General features: G+C 50.4%; 14 protein-coding genes and 1 pseudogene. 3 read left to right on the top strand and 12 right to left on the bottom strand.

Features of this window, described 5'->3' with window-relative positions; all coding sequences use genetic code 11:
- Positions 1 to 162: 162 nt before the first annotated feature.
- From C7452_RS04095 to C7452_RS04070, 7 genes and pseudogenes are all read right to left on the bottom strand, one after another.
- The gene (locus tag C7452_RS04095; RefSeq protein WP_074358945.1) at positions 163 to 1,683 is read right to left on the bottom strand and encodes an ATP-binding protein; all 1,521 of its coding nucleotides are present in this window, start codon (positions 1,681 to 1,683) and stop codon (positions 163 to 165) included.
- Positions 1,683 to 2,741, bottom strand: a complete 1,059-nt coding sequence (locus C7452_RS04090; RefSeq protein ID WP_115892294.1) for a DNA double-strand break repair nuclease NurA — start codon at positions 2,739 to 2,741, stop codon at positions 1,683 to 1,685. Before C7452_RS04090 ends, C7452_RS04095 begins: the two co-directional genes overlap by 1 nt.
- Positions 2,742 to 2,809: 68 nt before the next feature.
- Entirely contained in the window at positions 2,810 to 3,133 is a 324-nt protein-coding gene (locus C7452_RS09150) for a YbjQ family protein (RefSeq protein WP_238338015.1), read from the bottom strand.
- A 48-nt stretch (positions 3,134 to 3,181) separates the two neighbouring features.
- Positions 3,182 to 3,313: pseudogene (locus C7452_RS09145) on the bottom strand (zinc-ribbon domain-containing protein); the annotation flags it as partial.
- Between the two features lie 189 nt (positions 3,314 to 3,502).
- Positions 3,503 to 6,070, bottom strand: coding sequence for an ATP-binding protein (locus C7452_RS04080; RefSeq protein ID WP_115892292.1), 2,568 nt, complete (start codon positions 6,068 to 6,070; stop codon positions 3,503 to 3,505).
- A gap of 31 nt (positions 6,071 to 6,101) precedes the next feature.
- Positions 6,102 to 8,729: a DUF1156 domain-containing protein gene (locus tag C7452_RS04075; RefSeq protein ID WP_115892291.1), complete on the bottom strand. Its 2,628-nt coding sequence runs from the start codon at positions 8,727 to 8,729 to the stop codon at positions 6,102 to 6,104.
- Positions 8,726 to 11,938, bottom strand: coding sequence for a helicase-related protein (locus C7452_RS04070; RefSeq protein WP_115892290.1), 3,213 nt, complete (start codon positions 11,936 to 11,938; stop codon positions 8,726 to 8,728). The genes C7452_RS04075 and C7452_RS04070 overlap by 4 nt, the downstream gene beginning before the upstream one ends.
- A 392-nt stretch (positions 11,939 to 12,330) precedes the next feature.
- Between C7452_RS04070 and C7452_RS04065 the strand changes: the two genes are divergently transcribed.
- Positions 12,331 to 13,200, top strand: coding sequence for an amino acid permease (locus C7452_RS04065; RefSeq protein ID WP_245942822.1), 870 nt, complete (start codon positions 12,331 to 12,333; stop codon positions 13,198 to 13,200).
- A complete protein-coding gene (locus tag C7452_RS09235; protein WP_281270443.1) occupies positions 13,139 to 13,612 on the top strand; it encodes an amino acid permease in 474 nt (157 codons plus the stop codon). The genes C7452_RS04065 and C7452_RS09235 overlap by 62 nt, the downstream gene beginning before the upstream one ends.
- Positions 13,613 to 13,780: 168 nt before the next feature.
- On the opposite strand, the gene polX is transcribed toward C7452_RS09235, so the two are convergent.
- Positions 13,781 to 15,433 carry a DNA polymerase/3'-5' exonuclease PolX gene (polX, locus tag C7452_RS04060; RefSeq protein WP_115892523.1) on the bottom strand — a complete coding sequence of 551 codons (1,653 nt, stop codon included), beginning with the start codon at positions 15,431 to 15,433 and terminating at the stop codon, positions 13,781 to 13,783.
- Between the two features lie 262 nt (positions 15,434 to 15,695).
- On the opposite strand from polX, the gene C7452_RS09075 reads away from it, so the two are divergent.
- Positions 15,696 to 15,842 (top strand): hypothetical protein, encoded by a 147-nt coding sequence (locus C7452_RS09075; protein ID WP_170130282.1) that lies wholly within the window; start codon positions 15,696 to 15,698, stop codon positions 15,840 to 15,842.
- A gap of 383 nt (positions 15,843 to 16,225) precedes the next feature.
- Here the strand turns inward: C7452_RS09075 and C7452_RS04050 are convergent, their stop codons facing one another.
- The 4 genes from C7452_RS04050 to C7452_RS04035 are packed head-to-tail and all read right to left on the bottom strand — an operon-like array spanning position 16,226 to position 19,755.
- Positions 16,226 to 16,966, bottom strand: a complete 741-nt coding sequence (locus tag C7452_RS04050; protein ID WP_115892288.1) for a geranylgeranylglyceryl/heptaprenylglyceryl phosphate synthase — start codon at positions 16,964 to 16,966, stop codon at positions 16,226 to 16,228.
- A 36-nt stretch (positions 16,967 to 17,002) separates the two neighbouring features.
- Positions 17,003 to 17,149: a 50S ribosomal protein L40e gene (locus C7452_RS04045; RefSeq protein WP_115892287.1), complete on the bottom strand. Its 147-nt coding sequence runs from the start codon at positions 17,147 to 17,149 to the stop codon at positions 17,003 to 17,005.
- Positions 17,150 to 17,151: 2 nt separating this feature from the next.
- Entirely contained in the window at positions 17,152 to 17,661 is a 510-nt protein-coding gene (locus C7452_RS04040) for a DUF367 family protein (RefSeq protein WP_115892286.1), read from the bottom strand.
- A 39-nt stretch (positions 17,662 to 17,700) separates the two neighbouring features.
- The gene (locus tag C7452_RS04035; protein ID WP_115892285.1) at positions 17,701 to 19,755 is read right to left on the bottom strand and encodes a VWA domain-containing protein; all 2,055 of its coding nucleotides are present in this window, start codon (positions 19,753 to 19,755) and stop codon (positions 17,701 to 17,703) included.
- Positions 19,756 to 19,875 lie beyond the last annotated feature (120 nt).

Genomic DNA, 19,875 nt, shown 5'->3' with positions numbered 1-19,875 from the left:
AGTCAGCCTCCTTTACAGGTTCGGTTGAAACATGATTTCTATTAAAATCCATTAATGGTCCTCCAGTATTCAGGGAGGGAATCATCAAATTCCCAGTTCAAATCCCACACCCATTTTAAGATCAAAAAAGGAACATCATTGAACTCCTATCCCCTGCTGCACCTATACAAATTCAAGTGGTGGTGCATCATCATCCTTCTTCTCTGATTCTATGAACTCCTCAAAGAGGGGTATCTTGACCGGAACAGCGAACTTTGTGAATATGCTGCTCACTATGGCTTCACCCTTATCAAGGCTTGCTATGGTCCTGTTATCATCTGAGAGGTCCTGGGAGGCGCTTGCAATTATCTCAGCCCTCTCCTGGGCCATCTCATTCCCCAGGATTATCTTGGTGTTCATGTTAGCCAGTATGGTCCTGGGGATGAGGCTCACGAGCTGTGTGATGGCCACAAGTCCGATGTTGAATTTACGGCCCTCCCTGGCTATGGTGCTGTAGATGTTGTGTCCCTGGTTTTCGATGACCTCCTTTCCAAGGACGCGGGGAGCCTCCTCTATAATTATCCCTATGACCGGTTTGCGTCTGAGCCTGTTCTCGGCCTTGTATCTCTGGTACCTCCTGAAGATGGCCCCTGCTATGATACTTCCAACGAGGATCTCTGCTTCACCCATGAGTCGGGATGTGTCAATGATGACCGTTTTACCATCCTCAAGGTGGCCTATGATATCCCTTATTGTGGATTCACCCCCTGATTCCCTGAAGACACCTCCCCGGGATTTGAGTTCGCCGTCCTCCATGTAGACACCCAGTATGTTATCGAACTTCCTCTTGAGAACACGGAGGGTTGAATGGTGGACGTTCATTATCTCATCTGACTTGACGATTCCCGCTATCCATTCATCACCGAATCTGTTACGTGCCGCCCTTATGGCCTCTTCCTGGGGGCCTGAGAAATCTATGATCCCGTCGAAGTGTTCCGGCCTCAGGGATTTCAGGTTTATTATGAGGGTGTTGCCGCCCACCGGGGCGTCAGGGGAGTAGTACTCTATCCTTTCACCGGCTGCCGGGTGGCTGCCGAGTCCCTCATCGTTCCTCCCGTAGTACTCGTCGTGGGGGTCCAGGACGAGCATGCCCACACTGTCCATCTCCACGAGGCTCCAGAGCATGACCTTCACAAGGTTACTCTTACCCCTCCCTGTTGTTGCTGGGATGAGGATGTGGTGGGTTATTGCGCTCTCCGCATCAAGGTGTACTGGTGTTTCAAGGACCTTGGACCCGCTCCTCACGTTACCGAGGTAGATGGGCCTTTGAGGTCTTTCAAGGAATTCAAGGTCCCCCTCATGTATCCTGCGGACCGACCTGAAGAAGCCGGGTAGTAGCTTGGGGAGTACTGGCCCCTCATCCTTTACATGGAGTATGGGGCGGGCCTCGGCGATGATGTAGTTTCTGAGTTCAGGTTCAAGGAACTCCACCTCACCCCCCTGTCCTTCAAGTTCAAGGCCCGATGCCAGTTCATGCATCCCCATGGGTATCTGTGACCTGTACTTGAGCTCCTTAACCTGGAGTATTATCCTGCCATCATCCTCCGCAACAAGGAGGTCGCCGATCTCAATCCTGGAGCCTGTCTTCTCCCTTATCAGTATTGTGGCTGTTTCACCACCGATTATCTGCCCTGCAGCTTCCATCAGTATTCACCTGCATACCTGTTGAGTTCATCATGGAAATCAAGGCTCTTGGCCTCATACACTACGTCTTTAAGGATTTCTCTTTCTGGAATCTCAGCCAGGATCCTTCTCCTGTAGATCTCTATCTCATCACGGGAGACGCGCGCCCTCATATCCACGTCCACCAGGCCGTAGGGGTAGCCCGGGAAGCATGCGTCTGCAGAGTTCCTGAGGAGTCCCGATGCCACCCTGATGGGTGATTCATCCGTGTCCTCTCCAAGTATGTCGAGGCGGAATATCCTGCCGGCCGGGTTGAGTTTCACCACTGTTATGACTGTTGGGCGGTCCATCCTCACGGCAACCGGACTGTAGCACCATCTTTCACCGGCACCGTATCTCTCTGCAAGTTTCCTCACTGTTCCGAGGAGTGATGCTGAGGTGGTGGTGTAGAGGCTGCATGTCTTTGAGAAGCCTGCAACGTACACACCCCTCCTCTTACCCTCCTCCATGAGCTCATGTATGTAGGGGTTCTCATTCTCAAAGGATGCCTGGAGCGAACCATCGGTTACGAGTATGTCCCCCTCACCGAGTTCCCCCATGAGTTCCAGGGCCATGGTCCATTCAGCGAAACGCCTTGGGAGTCCCTGGATGTTTGAGGGGTCCATCCCCTCCACCATGGGGATCTCTATCTGTAACCGGTCCTCGTCAGGGAGAATTTCCCTGTATGATGGGTCGAAGGGGTGTAAATTGAAGGTGTACCTGGAGTTCTCTGCATCAAGCCTCATGAGTGAGAGGAACTCGAGCCTTGATGGGAGTTCCATGTTCTCACGCCTTTCTCCCCTGAAGATGCCCGCGGCGACCCTGTTAAGCTGCACCGAGAATGATGGTCCGGTGATTACCGGGCTGTTTCCACCATCAATGAATGCAAGGAGTGGAGTGTCATCCGGCACCCTGAGGGGTCTGAAGTTTTCCCTTCTGAACTCATGGACCTCGTATCTGCTGGACCTGAATACTGGCCTTCCGATTTCACATCTGACGGTGCCCTTCAGGGAATCTGCAATTTCTTCCAGGACATTCAATGAAAAATCCTCCACTGTAAACCTTTAAAGTAGAATAAAAAAAGATGTAGTATAAATAATTTGTGATTTTATTCTTCGGGTTCGATGATAACCGCGGTGCCGTATGCAAGGATCTCCTGCATGATATCGGAGATTGAGTCAGAGTCAAAGCGCACGCTTATAACTGCATTGGCGCCCAGTTCCCTTGCATGGTCCATCATACGGTCAAGGGCCTCCTGACGGGAGTGTTCCATCATCTGAACGTACTCCTTGATCTCACCACCCACAATTGACCTTAAACCGGCCCCTATCTGACCTCCAAGACCCCTGCTCCTCACTGTAAGGCCATAGACGAATCCAAGGACCTCAACAGCCCTGTAGCCCGGGACGTAGTTGCTTGTTACATATATTATGTCCCCGTGTTCATGGACCGCAGGGGTTGCGGTCCTCTCCTCAAGCCTTGTACCGCACTCATCACAGAAGTTTGACCTTGAATCATACTCCCTGCCACAGTTTGGGCAGAACTTCTCTGATGCAGGCGCGGTCTCTCTCCTAACAGTCCCGCCCTTCTTCTCGGCGAGTCTCCTCTTCATCTCTTCACTTGTAACCATATAAACACCGGTTCTATCTTTATACATTAACCAATAAATAGTTTGAATGACTTCCTGGTCTCGGCTTTTTTTCTCCTCACCCCACATCAATAAATCTGAATTAATGTGGGGGTATTCCTGATTCAGCAGCACCATCTATTCAGCTGAAAATTCAGAATAAGGGAATGTTCATCATGCCCTCCTATCCTCTCGCACCCTTATACCCTGTTCATTGAAGAAGTCCTTGATGTTTCTGTATTCTGATTCAGGCATCTCACCATCAGCTGAGCGTATGGTGACATCGAGTTCCACTTGAACATCATTGAAGTACTTCATGAGTACTTTCTTGATCTTCGTTATCTGTATCATTTCCTGGTCGGGGATTCTGAATTCCAGGCTGATGGATCTTATAGCTTTTGTTTTGTCGGGTTCCTGTTTAAACTCCATCTTCTCTGGTTCCTCAGGTTTCTCGACGATTTCGGCACTCTTCATGGGTGCGGGGGGTGCCTCTTCCCCTGCTGGTTTCTCTTCTTCCATGGGTTCCTTCACGCAGAGGTGGGGCTTTATTATTATTTCTCCATCTGAAAGCGATGGGCTGCAGTCCTCCTCAATAAAGGTGCATTCTGGTTTATCATCAACCAGAACCCCCAGACCAAAGGATCCTCTCTTAACACCAAGCTTTATGGCCTTCTTGAGGACATCCTCGCCGGTTATCCTTATCTCCCCAGGTACGCTGTAGAATGATTCCAGTATCCTTGCTGTCTCAGCGTAATCACCCTTAAGGTATCTTGCTGCCAGCACGTCATGGTTGAGCTTATCTACAAGTTTATCCTCCTGTTTCAGGAGGGATTCTATCTCGTACTCCACAGGTGTGTCCACACCATAGGCTGGCCTTCCAAGGTCTAACCTCTCTGTTCCCTCCTTTGCAGGTATGATAACATGACGGTAGAGGTTCCTTGTACGCGTATTTGAATCCTTCTCATTTTCACGGATCCTGTGTTTTATTCCTTTCCTTTCATTCTCATCCATCTGGAGGGTCCTGTCATTGTATATGCTTTTGAGTGCTGCCTGTGTCCTTACAAATTCATTGAATGCGGGTCTTTCGTCGGGGGCTGGTAGGAGGAAGATCAGGGAGTTCCTGTAGACCCTTGGATGTTTACCCTTATTGCTTATGAATTCATCAACCTCTGAGTCATCCCTGAGGACCACCAGTTTGAGTTTCATGGTGTCAGGGATGTCCGATGATTTCCCTGGCCAGATGTGCACCTCTAACTTCTTCTTACCCACTATCTTCTTGATGAAGTCCTCCTCCATTTCCCTGATATCATCCTCTGATACGTTCTCCTTCCGTGTCACTATGAGTCTTTCAAGGTTGGGTTTGCTGCTGAAGTAGTAGAGGCCGTCCCTCTCATGGAGGTAGAAGAGCCTCTTCCTCATCATCTCCAGCGCCTCGGTTACTATGCTCACCGGAAGATTCGGGTCTATGCATGAGAGTTTAATCTCCCTGATACCCGCACCAACCCTTTCACTTCCACCGGCGAAGGAGTGGAGGAATATCGTTGTGGCTATCGATGTGCCGAGCCTGTAGGGCCTGTAGCTCTGCAGTTTATCATCCGTCGCGACTGCACCTGAATCGGGTGATGTGATGTCAGATGCTATTATACTGTCAAACTCGTTGCCTGTGAATTCTATGAACTCCCTCTTTATATCCCCCAGTGAGAGGTCGAAGTCTGCAAGTCTTATGAAGGGCCTCGTTGAGTCGCAGAGTGACCTTACAACAAGTGCCAGTAACCTGAGAACACCCCTGGTCCTCTGGAACTTTGGGAAGGACCCCCACCTCTCATAGAGGACGTCTATGACCTCAGGCTGGAAGGGGTAGCTCTTGAGGAATAACTCCCTGTACTCTGACTTCTCCATGGACTCCGGGAGCAACCCGTTATCATAGGCAATGTCAACTATTTCATGGACTATAGACTTCTTCTCATCCTCATGTATCCTCTTGAAGAGTCTCCTGTTTATGACGTCATAGATCTCATCGTTCTCAACCGGCGCGATTATCTTATGGGTCCTGCCCAGGACCTTTGCGATCTGCTGGTAGAGCCTCTCTGCGGCCTCACCATAGTGTTCAAGGTGGCTTGATGGGAGGGTTACAACCAGTGAAACCTCCCTGAGGGATGAAACCACCTCTGTGAGCTCCTGAATGAAGGGTCCTATCTGCTCTGAAAGGGTGGAGTCACCAACAATGACACCTGCAGCCTTCTGTCCATAAACAAGGACCTCATCCATGAGTATCAGGACGGGACTCGTCTCCTGGAGGAGTCTCTTAAGCTTTTCTGTGCCTGGGGACGTCTCGTTTGTGAATTCCCTGTTCTCCCCCCTCAGCTGCCTCTCGAGTTCTGCCCACAGTGTTGTCTCGGCGGCGTCAAGGGCGTCGCCAGCTATAACAACAACCCTGGCATCCATCTCTGATGCCATGTGGTAGAGGGATATGAGGGTGTGGGTCTTACCCCCACCGAAGGGTGTCTGTAACTGTATTACAGGGTCCCCGGGCCCTCCTTCAAGCCTCCTTTTCACGGTTTCCATTATGTTCTTGAGGCCCCTGGTAGTGTAGGTCTTCTCCCAGAAGACATCGGGGTTCTGGTACTCCTCGGGTGCCTCTCCCCTGTGGACGCTCCAGAGGTTTGCTGCGAAGGTATCCAGGGTTAGTTCCTCTCCAAGTATATCATCATGCGGTTCAGCCACACTAACAAAGGGCTTCATCTTATCATCTCCTTTAGATTTTAAGAATCTTTTATGGGAGTTTCTGCTGCCTCTCTGTCTCTGCTGTTTTTCTCATGAGTTCCTCACGATTTAATGTGAGTCCTTCAAGCCATTTCTTTTCACTGCAGTCGGGCAGTGATTCTATAAGGGCCTGGGCGACCCTGTAGAAGCTGTCCATGGACCCGTAACCTGATTCTGTGAGTACTGATTCCATCCTCCCGGTTTCACCCCTGCTCCAGTGGATACAGGCAAGGTGCAGTACGTCTATAAGGTCCTTGGGTTTTATCTTATCAGGTTTTCTTTCATCAGGTCCAAGGACTGTGACCTTGCTACCGCTTATCCTTATGAACCCATCCTTCTCATTCTGGAGGTCTATTCCAAGGCTGCTTGCAAGTAGTCTTGCATCATCGAAGTCCGCCTTGTTGTTCCCGAAGTTCCACCTATAGAAGAGGTAGAATCTGGTTAAGGGTGAAAGTTCATCGGCGAATCCATTCTCAAGGATCTGCTTTATGGCGAAATCTGCTGCAAGACTCCTTATGTCCTCAAGTAAACGGGAGGCCGTGACCTTCTCACCACTGTAGGTTAATATACTGTCATAGCCGCCTATAACCTCAAGACCCCCTCCTATAGCTGATATGAAGAAGTCAGGGCCTGAAACCCCCTCCATCCAGAAGGATTCAAGTTTTTCATGGAGTTTTTCCTTGAGTTCAGCCTTCACCTCCTCATAGAAGCCGGTCCCCTTCTCCTCATCGGGTTTACGGGCCACTATGTAGATTGATGATCTGAGGGCGGCTGACTTCTGGGCCATCAAACGTGCCCTCATTTCTGTGTTTATGGGCCATGAGGCTGTTACTGTGAGGCCTGATTCAAGGAGGGCGTTTATTACTGTCTCCCAGCCGGCGGCGGTCTTATGGGCATAGACGATGTTGGCTATGCCTCCTGGTTTGAGGACCCTGTGTATCTCCTGGAAGGACTTCCGGATCATGTCCTCAAATTGCTGGTTGGCCTCTGCCTTGGACTTTTCATGGGTGTAGGCAACCATTTCATCAGCCTTGGGGGTGAGGGATGTGAGGAAGAGTTCAGGGTAAAGGTCACCCAGGGCCCTTTTGAGCCATACGTAAAAGTAATCTGAGAGGTATGAATAGGGTACATTATCATAGTATGGTGGATCCGTGAAAATACCATCAAAATAATTATCTGGATATGGGATTGAAGTGGCGGAGGCCTTAACTACATTAGGGGTGTGACCTTTAACTTCAGGGATCATAGAGAGATTATCAAGAACTTTACTGATCGTCTCTGGCCTCATCAACTTCCCCATTAAGGGGTTCCTTTCACCATAATCAAATACCATTGGTATAGCGTTTCTACTAAATACATCCGCATTCCTTTCTTGATCAGGTCTCCAATAACACAAAGCAGAGTTCCAGTCCGCTAATTTGCCAAGTATCATTGCAAGATATGTTGTGATAATCTTTGCATATTCTTCATCGTATCCTTCCCTGATCATCTCTTCATATGCGTTTCGTATCATTTCTATAAATGTGATGAGGCTGAGTTTCTGTCGTGGGTTGAAAAGATCGCCCCATTTTAACATGCCATACCCCGGAAGGTTGACACTTCTTCTATTCTCAGGAGGTATGGGTTCATCTGGTATGGGGTCTATTAGCCACTCATCCATCAGTTTCTCCCTTTTCTTCTCAAGGTGTTTTTCTGCTTCCAGGAATATCTTCATGTCATCCTCTGTGGGGAGTCTGTACTCCTTACCCCTCCTATCAGGGTGGCTTGTTACCACTGCTATGAGCCTCTCACCGGATTTACCCTCCTGGAAGAGTCTTCTGGTGTCATCTGCCTTTATTGTTGAACCACATACTGGGCAGGTTACGATGGCCCTGGATATGGTCCCCTTTCCAGGGTCGAAATCAGGGTCCTTCACAATCTCAAAGTCAATCCTGTCTCCCTCAATCACTGTTTTCAGGGCTATTTTATTTCTTTTATTCGCAAGCCAGAAACGTCTCATTAATGGTATTTCAGCAGCACATGATGGGTTCTGGCAGGGTAGTGTCCTTGCCCATATGTAGGCGACAGGAACCGACCCATCATCATCAGCTGGATAGAACCTTCTGAGTTCCCCGGCAGCCTCCCTGAAGACCCATTCACCCCACCTCTTCACATCTCTTACGAGTCTGTTCTCACCCTCAGACCAGCCGGTGCCTGATCCAGCATACTTCTGGGGATACTCAAGTGTGCACTTCTGTATCAGGACAGCCACTGGGTTGTAGTCCATGCTGTGTGTCTCGCATCCAAGGCGGAGGGCCTCAAGGGGTATGCTGCCGCCTCCACCAAATGGGTCAAGGACCCTGGGGGGGTGGCCGTGCTCATGGAGTATGTCCTTCCGGGCGCGGCTTATGGTGTTCAGGTCATTGGTGTTCTCCCATTTACAGAGCTTCTTTATAAATTCCCGCCTCTTGATCTCCTCCAGTTCATCTCCAGCCCCCACGAGGCTCGCGTATATTGTGGCCCTGCTGCTTGCAAGGGGCCTTCTTGCCCACCAGATGTGGAGTGTTGAGATGTGACCGCTTTTTATATTCTTCTCCCTAGCTGATTCTTCACTCACATCCCTCAGGGGGAATGTCTTCTCTATTAGCGCTTTTTTCATTGACTTGCCTCCTTCCATTGACTGGCCGGTATCACATACCTTACCTCTTCCCTTATTATGGGTTTAAGTTTACTGTGGGGGTCCCTTATGATGTGCAGTCTGGGGCTTGTAGCTGCGCTGCTCACGATATAGAGCCAGTAGGACTCCCTGAATCGTCTGGCCTTCAGCCATTCATTCTGTGTGAGTTCAACGTTACCCTCACCACTCCTTGCCTTGACCTCAATGTACCTTGTCCCATCGGGACCTGATGAGCGGACATCAAAACCCAGGTTTTCCCCTGAGACATCCTCAGGGATTCTTCCATGTTCAAGCTCATACTTCATGGCCATATCCATCCCTATCCTCTCAATGGCAGGGTCCTCTGCCATCTCCCCCCTGACAATGATTGCTCCTATCTGTTTGGGCATGTTTATGCTGAGGGTCTTCTCCCTCTCTATCTCATCAATGAGACTATCCCGGCGTTCCTTGTACTCGCTGAGTCTTTCCTTCTCATTTCTGATTGCTAGTTTAAGGTCCTCTCCGAGTCCAAGACGCCTCTCATAATCAATTAGCTTGCTGTTTGATTCATTTATACTATAGTCAAGTGACCTTACACCATAGTTTCTCTTTATCTCCGCCCTCTTTTCTGCTTCCCTGAGGAGTTCATGTCTGAATCTCTTCATCTCCTCTATTGCGAATTCCATGACCCCTTCACTGTCATATTCAGCTTCAGATGGTCCTGAATCTGGTATGAGGTTCCAGAGGACTGATGGGTCAACTATACTCATCTCCCGGCCGTTGTTGAGGACGCCGAATATCTTCCTGCCCGCTATCTTACCGGAACCATCCCTGACGGCACCCTCAAAGAACCATATCACACCATCATATCTGCCTGTGGGGTCCCTGAAGACGGCGCCACGGTATATGTCCGATGCAAGTTCCTGGCCTATGTAGAGGAGGGTTGCCTCGAAGAGTGGGTGGCCGAAGGATACGAAGTCTACATCATCATCCTCTGTCTTCTCAAAGCTGAAGACAGGGTAGTTCCTCTGCAGGTCACCGTACCTGTTTTTGTATTTGTCTGTCCATACCCTTAGAAGTTCCGGTGGCGTTCTCATACCATAGGTTCCGGTGGACCTCTCCCTAAGTTCCCAGCGGTAGTGCTGGGCTGCCTTCCTGAAGAACTCCTCTATGTACTCCGGTGCAAGTTTGCGTTCCCTGATCCTCTGACTTATCCTGTCTATCTCTGCATAATTAACGGGTGTTGCGAGCTGTTCCTTTAGAACATCATCCAGTATATCCCATGGTGGCTCCAGTCTCCTGTCGATTTCATCAGGGCTTATACCTGCTGAGATGGCTTCCCTTATTATTTCCTGGATGTCCTTTTCATGGTATATTTCACCCACAACGTCGTATACCCTGTCTGAGCCGAGGTCCTTCCTTATCCTTTCAAGTTTTTCAAGGAGCCTTGTGACCACCAGACCCTCCCTCGTGTTTTCAGCTGCAAGGTTATAGACGTAGACGTCCTTACTCTGCTTGTACCTGTGTATACGTCCCATCCGCTGCTCGAGGCGGTTTGGGTTCCATGGTATGTCATAGTTCACCATGAGGTGGCAGAACTGGAGGTTTATACCCTCACCGGCTGCCTCGGTTGCAACCATGATCTGGGTGCTCTCCCTGAACTCCTTTTCGGCTGCTATACGTTCCTCCATGTTCATCTGGCCGTGTATGGTGCTCACGGTGTAGCCCCATTCCTCAAGTTTATCCACAAGGTAGTCGAGGGTGTCCTTGAATTCTGTGAATATGAGGAGCTTCTCATCACCCACCTCATCAAGTATCTTTCTTAGTTCACCCAGCTTTGTGTCCTCGGATGCCGCCAAGATGTCATCTGCCATTTTGATGAGTTCTGTGAGTGTCTGAACCTCCTCGTCAAGCTGATACCTGCTCTTTACAATTATAGTCCCTTCAAGTTTCTCCTCCTCCCTCCACCGTGTCGCCTCATCCTCATCCTCGATTCCACTGATGTTTATCCCTGGTTCTTCCAGGTCATGGGACCTGATCATCTCCTGGCACCGAATCCTCCTCCTTATCAGACTCTCCCTGAGGGCGTAGATGCTTGATGCCATCCTCCTCTGGAGGAGCATGAGTGCGAATATGTATATCCTGCCATCACTACCTTCCGCCCTTCTGTACTCCTTTCTTATGTACTCTGATAGTCGATTGTAGAGTTCAATCTCCTTTTCAGAGAGTCTGAAGCTGTGGGTGTAGGTGAACCTCTTCCTGAAGATGGGGTTGCCCTGGAAGTCCCTGAGCTCCTCCTTGGTCCTCCTTATGAAGAGGGGATTTTCATCCTTTCTCCTAGCCTCCTCTATGAGTCCCTTGTTTGCAAAGAAGCCAGGTTCAAGTAGATCCAGGAGGAGTCTGAAGCTTTCAGGGTTCCCGCTGTGGGGTGTTGCTGTGAGGAAGAGCATATTATCCGATGTCCCTGATAGGACCTCACCCAGCCTGTACCTCTCTGTCCTCTTCTTAATCTTCCCAGAGAATGTGGCTGATAGTTTGTGGGCCTCGTCTACTATCACGAGATCCCATCGCACGGCTCCCAGTGACCTGAGGATGTCGTCCTGCTTTGCGAAGTCCATTGATGTTATGAACTGGTTGCCGGTGAGCCATGGGTTTTCCCCACGCCGGGAATTGAAGAATCCCCTGTCAGCCATGATGAATCTCTCATCAAACTTTTCAGCCATCTCCCTCCTCCACTGTTCCCTCAGATGGCCCGGTGAGACTATCAGGATCCTTGTCGCAACGCCCCTGAGTTTAAGTTCCCTTATTATGATGCCTGCCATTATGGTTTTACCGGCCCCCGGGTCGTCTGCAATCATGTAGCGGAGCCTTGGCATTTTGAGGGCGTGAAGATAAACAGCGTCAAGCTGAAAGGGTAGGGGGTCTATTCTGGAACTGTTCATTGCAAGGAATGGATCGAAGATCGACGCGTTCCTGTAACGGTATGATTCAAGGGCAAGGAAGAACTCCTCCCCGGAGGCTGAAAAATCAAGTTTCACCTCACCGCCCCTGATCCTCCTGCATTCATCAGGGGTGAGTATCTGGTCTATGTGCTCGTTTGAGTTTATAAGGGCGCCTATGATACGTAAGTTTTCACCTATCCTTGAAACACTCTTTATCTCCACCGGTTCTGGCCATAAAGGACCCTCAATCACTGTTCCATTCCTTATCAAAGAACTCACCACTGTCCAGAGTTTCCATGTGAATATATCCCCATTTCATAGATTGATAGGGGCACTATTTAAAGGTTGACTTTTATCTTCACATTCATGGATAATCTGATGGATCCAAGCCCCTCCATTCACTTCAGGGATTGTGTTAAGCTGCATATCCTCAGTCAGGTGATGCAACCTATTACAGGGCACTGTATGAATGCTATCACTGGGGCGCCACGTCCTTATGTTAGTGATGAACTGCCTTACTCACAATAATTAACATACCCTGTGGAATCTTCATTTAAAAGAAATGTGAAAACAGACCGTGAATGTTATAGGTTTCTGAAATAATAACTGAGACATAATTATATAAAAACAACCCGACCCGTGGAATGATGGATGGTTATATGATGAGTGAAGGTCTTAGAAGGGAGCTCACATTCTTTGATGCCGTGAGCCTCGTCATCGGAACCATTGTGGGCGCGGATATCTACATAGTTGCAGCCTACGGTGCAGGGAGCCTTGGACCCGCATCCATACTCTCATGGATAATTGGGGGTCTAATGGCAATGGTCCTCGCCCTTGTATTCTCAGAGGCATCGGCCATAATGCCAAGGACAGGGGGCCCCTACTCCTATGCAAGGGAAGCCCTTGGAGAATTCGCGGGTTTTATAACCGGCTGGTCCCTCTGGGTATCATCCTGGATAGCCATAGCCGTCTTCCCGGTGGCCTTCGTCTACTACATCTCCCAGTTCATCGGCCTCAGCCCCACTGCAGAGGCCCTCATCAAGGTCATCTTCATCCTTTCACTGACAGCCATAAACATTTCAGGTGTGGGGAGGGCCGGTAAGGTTAATGACGTCCTCACAGTCCTCAAGGTAGCCCCCCTGATCCTGCTGGTTGTCACTGGCATCCTGAGATTCATATGGGACCCCTCCGGCCTTCTATCCGGTTACACTCCCTTCGCACCCATGGGCCTCGGTGCCCTGGGCAGCGTGACGGTCCTGGTCTTCTGGGCCTATGTGGGCTTTGAACTTGTAACGGTCCCTGCCGGTGAGGTTAAGAATCCCGGGAGGATCATACCCCTTGCAATAATCATTGGGATGGTCTTCGTCATGGTCTTCTATCTCCTGACAAATTTCGTGATACTTGGACTTGTCCCATGGGGGGGTCCTCGCATCCTCCCCTGCACCACTCACACTTGCAGGTTACAGTGCCCTGGGGGGTGCGGGTGCTCTTATACTGACCCTCGGGGCCCTCATATCCATCGCGGGCTCTGAGGAGGCCGGTATGCTCACAACCGCCAGACTTCTGCATGTCATGTCCCTTGACGGGTTCCTCCCGGGGTGGCTGTCACGGATCCATCCAAGGTTCAGAACTCCTCACCTGAGCATACTGGTCCAGAACCTGACGGCGCTCGTGGCAGCCCTAACAGGAACCGCGGCGGGTCTTATTGAACTCTCTGTCCTTACACTGCTCCTTGCCTACATGTCAACCTGTGTTTCACTTCCTGTGCTCAGGAGGAGGCGCTACCGGGATGCCGGGGTACCCCTGAAGAGCATCCTCGGTGTCCTGATATGCCTGTATCTACTTGCAAATACAGGTACAGGCACCATACTTGCAGGCTCCCTCCTTATAGTCGCAGGGGTGCCGATCTACCTCAGGTACAGGAGAAGGAATCAGAACCTATAGACCCTAAAGGTCATGCTCATGGGTAAATTACCCTAACATGAATCAATGATCACCCCATGACGTTTTACTATTGGTTGTTAGTTGGATACCATTTAACGTGAATCAACGATCACCCCATGACCCCCTCGAAGTCAGAAGCTACCCTGAATCCCCATGGATAACCATCAGCTAGATTTCAAGCCACCTCTTAAGTCCCCTGAAGCTAAGGGTGTTTATCACATCATCAGAGCTGGCCCATCCGCGCCTTGCAGTCAGCACTCCCCACCTGATGTTTTCAAGGCCTCCCCTTGAGTGGGCGTCACTGTTTATTGCAAGTTTACAGCCGGCCTCTATGGCCATCCTGATGTGTGTGTCCCGCAGGTCCAGTCTGAGGGGGTTTGAGTTCACCTCAAGGGCCACCCCTGCCTCGGCCGCCCTTTCGGTAACCCTTTCAATGTCAACCACCGGCTCCCTGGTCCCCAGCACACGTCCAGTGGGGTGTCCTATTATATCAACCACGTCATGGTCCATGGCCCCCAGGAGCCTCTCGGTAACATTGAAGCCGTCGTGCACGCTTGCAACCACAAGGTCAAAGTCTTCAAGGACGTCCCCAGGGACTTCAAGGCTGCCATCGGCAAGTATGCTGACCTCAACACCCGCCAGGACAGGGATCTCATCCACCCCTTCAATGGACCTCAAGTAGGAGTCAGGGTCAGATATGTAGCGTGCATGGTCCGTTACAGCTATGTACTCCCTTCCAAGGGTTTCTGCATAGGATGCAAGGTCGGCTATGGAGTCGATTCCGTCACTGTGGAGGCTGTGCATATGGAGATCTCCCCTGACATCCTCGGAGGATACCAGTTCAGGGAGCCTTCTCTCCCTGGCGGCCTCTATCTCTCCACGGTTCTCCCTGAGCTCCGGTTCAATGTAGGTGAGTCCCAGGGCCTCCAGGACCTCCTCCTCGGTCCTACCGGCCACCCTCTCATCGCCCCTGAAGAGGCCGTATTCACTGAGCTTCATCCCCATGGACTGGGCTATCCTGCGCAGTTCAACATTGAACTCCCATGAACCCGTGAAGTAAAGTAGGGCCGAGCCGAAGACCCCATCATCAAATACTCGGAGGTCACAGTCCAGGTCCTCCACAAGGCGGACGGTGGACTTCCTCGGCCCCCTGACAACAACCTCCCTGACGGTCTCCATGGATGTGAAGTAATCCATGACCATCTCAGGGTCCCTGGCGGTTACAAGGATATCAATGTCCCCTACGGTTTCCCTTCCACGCCTTATGGAACCTGCAACCTCAACCCTCTGGACACCCTCCAGGTCCATTATCTCAGACTTTATCCTCTGGGCCAGGGGCACTATGTAGGCCAGGGGCTTCCTTGTTATCCTGCTTCTTGCAAGTTCTATGTTCCTGAGTATGGCCTTCTCCTTCTTCTCACCCATACCCCTGAGGCGTCTTATCCTGTGCCTTTTTGCCTGGTATTCAAGGTCGTCAAGGGTCTTTATCCCGAGTTCCTCATAGAGGAGCTTCACGGTCCTCGGACCCACACCTTCAACCGAGAGCAGGGCGTCGAAGTCAACAGGGTACTCCTCCATGAGCTCATGCAGTAGGTGGAGGGAACCGGTGTCAAGTATCTCCCTGATCTTGGATGCGATGTTCCTGCCCACCCCTGGGAGTTCCTGGAGTCTGTCCTGGGCTGCGACTTCCTCTATGTCCTCACCGAGTAATTCTATGGTCCTTGCAGCTCGCCTGTAGGCCTTTGAGCGGAACTCATCCCCCTTGAGGTCCATGAAGTCGGCAACCCTGTTAAGTATCTGGGCCACAAGCCTGTTTTTCATATTATTAATTATGTCCCCATGCATATATCACTTGTTCATCCGGGTACCGTTTATTTTACAGGTTACCACACCACTACATGCAGAGACAGAGAACCTGCTGAGAACTGGATTTTCAGTTAATGAGTAAAAAACGGTGAGCAGGTCTTTCCCTGCCTCAGGACGTTCACCTGAATCCTTAAGGTAAAACCTGAAGGGGTGTATCAGTTTCAAATAAGCTCTTTACGGTGCGCTAGTAGCTTGAAAGGATTATTATCTGCTTCAGATGGATAAAGATACATTTTATGGGCTCAGGACATTCTGGGATCTGGTATTCCTTAACACAGGTGAAAGATACTCTGAATCTGGCCTGAAACTCGTGGAGGAGGGCTGGCCGGATGTGAATTCAGCGACTGACCCCTTCAAAGGATAAAGTCCACTCCTGGAAGAATAAAAATTTTAATTTGAGTAGTCCCGGCCCCGCCCAGAAATCAATCAGCCATTAAATGTTTATAAAAAAGGATAAATGATCAGATACCGTTCTATCTTCAGGCTTATCCTCATTAGTCTCCCATACCTTCCCCTGAGGATGTAGATGGCAAGTAAAAGCACCAGGAGCACGATTATCTCTGCAAGTGATCACTATATATTTTTTTAAAATATCATCAGAAAAAAGAAGAAAATCCTGAACTAAGTAAAAGATCCAATTGAAATAAGTGAATTAAGAGGATTAATAAATAAAGAACGATTAAAAAAGAATAGTAACAGGATGAGACAGATTAAGACATAAAACCGGTTAAAATAAGAAAAGTGAAGTCATAGGGACCCGTTGATACCCTCAACGATCTCCCTGATCTTGTCCTCCACGTTGTCACTGTTCTCAACCACGGTACCGGTGACTATTACATCAGCACCGGCCCCTGCAACCCTTGCAGCATCCTCACCTGTCCTTATACCCCCACCAACGATGAGTATATGGTCCGTGCAGCTCTTAACAAGGGATATCATCTCCTCTGGCACGTGTTCAGGTGCCCCTGAACCCGCTTCAAGGTAGAAGAGCCTCATACCCAGGAACTCCGCTGCCATTGCATAGGCCGCTGCAATATCGGGTTTTCCTCGTGGAACAGCCTTAACATCACCCACCCATCCAACGGTTCCGCCAGGTTCAACAACAAGGTAGCCCATTGGAAGGGCCTCGATACCCATCTTCCTGACCGCCCCGGCTCCAAGGGCCTGGGCACCTATTATCCAGTAGGGGTTGGTGGAGTTAAGAAGACTCATGAAGAAGATAGCATCGGCGTAACGGCTGACACCCGTGGTGTTGCCCGGGAAGAGTATTATTGGTACATCTATCCTCTCACTGAGTGCCCTGGCTGTTTCATCAAGTTCATGGGAATCTGTGGTTGATCCTCCAAGCATTATGCCGTCGGTACCTCCCCTTATGGCTGCCTCCGCAATCCTGACAGCCTCCTCAGGGCTCTGCTCCTGGGGGTCGATGAGTGTCAGGTGCATCTTCCTCTCCCTGAGGACGTCGTGGAAGTATTCTTCAACCTTCATTCTGAACACTCAAAAAAATAGTGGGTAGGGGCTGTTTTAACCCCTTGGTTCCTTTGCCTTGTATCTTAATCCCTTGTAACCGCACTTCCTGCATGTCCTTGCAGTTGGTGGGTTTCTTGCGTTACATTTAAGGCAGATCTTGATATTGAACAGTCTGTTCTCTGCTTCTTCAAACCTTGCCATAATTAGCCTCCTATGAATTTTTTCTGAATCTCTACAACCTCAGAGCTGTCAGATGCCCTGGAGTAAGCTTCAAGCAGTTCACGATTGAGGTCTATAAAATGAGGACCCCACTTGAAGTATGACATTATGTCAGAGGCTATATCTTTCAGTCCAACTATATAAAGGGTTGCTGCCACAGCCTCTGCAGTTGAAAGTATGCATGGTCTGCCATAGTTTGTGGGGTTTGCAGCCACAAGGAAGGGGAGGGCCCTGTGGTTACGTGCTGTCTGGAATATGACAGAAGACTTCCTGACCCTCTTCCATGAACAGTCAAGTGCTGCGATACCCCTCCTGAGTACCATGTCCCTGTCCTCTGGTGAGACAGCCTTCTCTGCGAAGGGGTTGAGTACAAGGGCACCCCTCGGTATCTGGTTTAGACTGTTAACTATTTTAAATTTTCCCTTCCTGCCAAGCTTGAGGCTTGTGCATTTCTTCCTGTCGCATTCCTCTGCATGGTAGACCACAATCTTCATCAGGCTGATATTGTCTGTCCAGCTATAAATAATTTGGATTCAGCGGGCCTGGAAGACAGCCCTCTCATGTTCCATTATACTCTCAATGGCTGTTGATGGGTCTTTAAGGTTTTCAAGGTCATAGTAGCTCCCACCGGATGCGAGGGCCACCTCCATGTTGAAGTCCCTTCCGCCCCTGACACCCCTCTCAAAGTTTATCACGATTGATGGTATATCCTCATCCCTGAGTCTTGATGCGGCATCAAGGGCCTCCCTCCTGGGGTTCCTGTTAAGGCCGACGTTGGGCATTCCATCACTGAGTATGACCATGAGGGGGACGTATTCCTTCCTTCTCTTCTCGGCCCTGAGTATCTCAAGGCCCCTCTCTATCCCCTGGGCCATGGGGGTGGTGCCCCCCACCCTTATACCGTCAACCACCTCCCTGAAGGATGCGCCGTGGGAGGTTGATGGTATTATAACCTCGGCGTCCCGCCCCCGGAATCCAACGACGCTTATCCTGTCATGGTGCCGCTGGGCGTCCTCTATGAACCTCTCTATAAGGCCCTTGACCATGGAGGCCTTCCTCTCTGAGAACATTGAACCGCTTATATCCACCACCAGGACTATGGATGCCCTTGCACCGTGCTTCCTTATCTTCTGGCGGATGTCCTCATCCCTGACCCTTATGTCACCCCTGGAGTGGGCGGCAGCTGCCCTTATGGTTGCATCGATGGCCACATCAGTATGGTCTCCCCTGGGGAACCTGCTCCTGACGTATTTTCCCCTGCGGGTCTTCGATTCAACCCTGCTACCGTACAGCCTCTCCTTCTTCTTACCCTTCAGTTTAAGGAGTTTCTTTATGTCAACATCCACATCCTGAGTTTCAGGGGTTCTCCCTGACTCCGTGGTGAGGGCCATGCCCCTTCCGCCGGTTCCGGTACTCCCTGTGTCCCCTTCTTCAGGGGTATCATCAGGTGGTGTCCCGGGTTCACCCAGGCCCTGATCCTCAGCCTCCGGGGGTGACCCTGATTCATCACCTTCAGGGGAGGAATCTGATTCATCCCCTCTGGAATCATCATCAGAACCCCCATCATCCTCTGACTCCTTCTCCATCTCCTCCCTGGCCCTCTGCATTTCTCTTCGTGTGTTCTCACGGTTGTATGTCTTACCCGGGATCCTCTCCCCCAGGACAAGGATTATTGCCTCCTCAACATCCTCCTCATGCACCCTCCTTCTTCCACTGAAGGCTGCAAGGGCCCTGGCGGTGCGTACGATTGCAATGTCCGACCTGTGGCCGTCAACACCGGCATCCACACAGACCCTTGCTATGAGTTCAAGGAGGTAGTCATCTATGGTGACTGCAGGAAGGAGTTTTCTTGCACCCATTATCCTCTCAAGGAGTTCCCTCTGGCTGTCCCTGAACCTCTCAATGAAGCCCTCAGGGTCCTGCTCGAATTCATCACGCCTCTTCATGATAAGGACGCGTTTTTTTATGTCGCTGATTGTGCCCACATTTATATGTATACCTATCCTGTCCGAGAGCTGGGGCCTGAGTTCACCCTCAGCCGGGTTCATGGTCCCCACCAGTATGAACCTGGAGGGGTGCTGGAGTGATATGCCCTCCCTTTCAACCGTGTTCACACCGTAGGCTGCTGCGTCAAGGAGGACGTCGACGAGGTGGTCGTCCAGGAGGTTTATCTCATCCACGTAGAGTATGTTCCTGTTCGCCTCTGCAAGTATCCCTGGCTCAAGGGCCTTTATACCCTCCCTTATGGCCTTCCTGATGTCAAGGGATCCGACAACCCTGTCCTCGGTTGAGCCGAGGGGGAGTTCAACCACCCTCATCTTCCGGTATTCAACCTCAAAGTCGCCTTCACGGCACAGATCACATGCTGATTCAGGTTCATCCGGGTCGCAGTTGAAGGGACAGCCCTTCACCGTCCGGATGGATGGCAGGAGATCCGCAAGTGCCCTTACAGCCGTCGTCTTACCGGTACCCTTATCCCCCTTTATAAGAACCCCGCCGATGGCAGGGTTTATAGCGTTAAGTACAAGGGCCTTTTTCACCTTTTCCTGTCCTACTATTGCTGTGAATGGAAAAACAAGGTTCTTCATTAACTCACCCGGTCATATGGACCTGTAATATTCTATACCGGTTCTGAATAATAAGTTTTTACGGTCCCCTGTATTACAGTATTCTCCACGGGTAATCCATGAGCACGAACTCAACACTGA

Origin of the sequence: Methanothermobacter defluvii (assembly GCF_003385755.1) — an archaeon.
GTDB classification, from domain to species: domain Archaea; phylum Methanobacteriota; class Methanobacteria; order Methanobacteriales; family Methanothermobacteraceae; genus Methanothermobacter; species Methanothermobacter thermautotrophicus.
Note: the sequence above shows the minus strand (reverse complement) of the source record. Positions and strands in the feature narration are given on the sequence as shown.